Consider the following 1,831-nt stretch of genomic DNA (forward strand, 5'->3'; position numbering starts at 1 on the left):
CCTCACCCCCGCCCCTCCCCTCGCTCCCTCCCCGCGAGGCACTTCGCCTCCGTATCCGCTGGGTGCAGGAACTCCAGGTGCGGCTCGTCCGGGACGCAGCGCGGCGGCTGGTCGTACGGGGCGGTCTGGGCGAGGCATCGAAGGTCGGGCTGCTGCGGTGGCGGGAGTTCGTCGACGCGCTCGAACACGGCCGCCTCCCCGGCGACTTCAAGGAACGTCTGCCACGAGCCGTGTCGGCGCCCCTGCCCGACGCGTTCCGGCTCGCGGACGGCGGCACGGTCGTCGCCGAACGGCCCGTCGACAAGGCCAAGGGCAAGGGCGGGAGCGAAGGCGCCGGCCAGGGCGCGTCCGGCGGACGCGCCGCCGGAACGGCCTGGGACGGCACCGGGACCCGGCCCGCCGACCCCGTACTCGTCGTCCGCACGCTCGACCCCGCGCTCGCCCCGCTCCTCCCCGGCCTGGCGGGGCTCGTCGCGCAGACGGGCAGTCCGCTGTCCCATCTCGCCGTGCTGGCCAGGGAGTTCGGCCTGCCGACGGTCGTCGGCGCCACGGACGCCGTACGCCGCTTCCCAACCGGGTCCCGCCTGACGGTCGACGGCACCACCGGCGACGTACATGTGCGGGAAAAGGAAGAACAGGAACAGCAGAGGGAACAACAGGAACGACAGGACCAACGGGAGGAACAACAGAGCGTCGGCCAGGCGCCCCAGGGAGACCCCCGATGAGGCGCGTCGCCTACTTCTTCGGGAGTGCGGCGGCTGCGGGAGCGGGAACGTACGTCGTCATCTATCTGTACCGGTGGCAGTGGCAACGGGCCATCCTGTGCGGGGTGTTGCTGCTGGTCGTCGAGGTGATGCTGCTCGGGATCGTGCTGCTCGGGCGCCTCTCGCGGATCGAGGAGCGGATCCGTGACGCGGACCGTCGGCAGGAGGACGTGCTGGCGCGGCTGCGCGAGAAGGAGGCCCGGCCGGCGGGCGACCGGTTCCGCTGGCTGGAGGAGCCGACGAGTCGTACGTACGTCTTCGTGCCGGTCCTGATGGTCACCGGCGTGCTGCTCTCCGGTCTCGCCTGGATCGTGCAGCGGATCGCGTCGGCCACGGCCCGGCCCACGGCGGAACGGCGGCTCGCGGGGCGGCTGGCCGTCCTGGCGGCACCCGGTCCGGCCCGGGACGCCGATACGAACGGCATAAACAATCCGCGTGGCATTGACGACCTGGACGACCTGCCGCCCATCGGCACCGGCGCGCGAGGACGGCGCGGCCGTACCGCACGCGTGCTCGTCGTGAGCGCTGTCGGGGCCGCGCTGGTCGGCGCGCTCGTCATGGGGCTCGCCGACCTCACCCAGACCCGCGAGGAGGACGCGAAGAACTCCGAGGCGACCTCGCTGCTGCTGAAGGTCGACATGCGCGGTACGAACATGACCGCCGAGCGGGAGTCCCTCGCCGCGCACCAGCTCTGGGAACGCTGCCGGGACTCGACGTCCGTACCGCTGAACCGCGCCACCCTCGGCACGCTCGGCGACGGTCTCTTCGCGGGCGTGGTCCGGCCCGCGCTGACCGACCACGACCGGATGCGGCTGCGCGGCTGCCTGGAGGACACCGGCCTGGACCGTACGCACCTCACGGTGGTCGGCATCGGCGACGCGGACGCGGACGACGACTGACCGCGCACCGGCGCACCAACGCAGTGGCCGGGGTCGGAGTCGGGGTCGGGAACTCCGGTCGCTTCCGCCCCTCCTCCCACACGGGCAACTTCTGCCATACATGGACAACTCTCGCCCCGGCGGCCCGGGTTACGATGCCAAGGCGCCCCTCCTCCCTGTCCCTTATAA

General features: G+C 72.4%; 2 protein-coding genes. Both read left to right on the top strand.

The window, feature by feature from the left end:
* Window positions 1–725 (top strand): PEP-utilizing enzyme (locus AOK17_RS40310; RefSeq protein WP_245697676.1); only part of this gene is annotated, 725 nt, incomplete at its 5' end.
* Window positions 722–1,663, top strand: a complete 942-nt coding sequence (locus AOK17_RS40315; RefSeq protein ID WP_055617602.1) for a hypothetical protein — start codon at window positions 722–724, stop codon at window positions 1,661–1,663. The genes AOK17_RS40310 and AOK17_RS40315, both read left to right, overlap by 4 nt.
* Window positions 1,664–1,831 lie beyond the last annotated feature (168 nt).

This window comes from Streptomyces phaeochromogenes, assembly GCF_001418655.1.
Classification (GTDB): Bacteria; Actinomycetota; Actinomycetes; order Streptomycetales; family Streptomycetaceae; genus Streptomyces; species Streptomyces phaeochromogenes.

Excerpts from the sequence above, each read along its gene's own strand:
- AOK17_RS40315 (WP_055617602.1), top strand. The coding sequence starts at position 722 with ATGAGGCGCGTCGCCTACTTCTTCGGGAGTGCGGCGGCTGCGGGAGCG.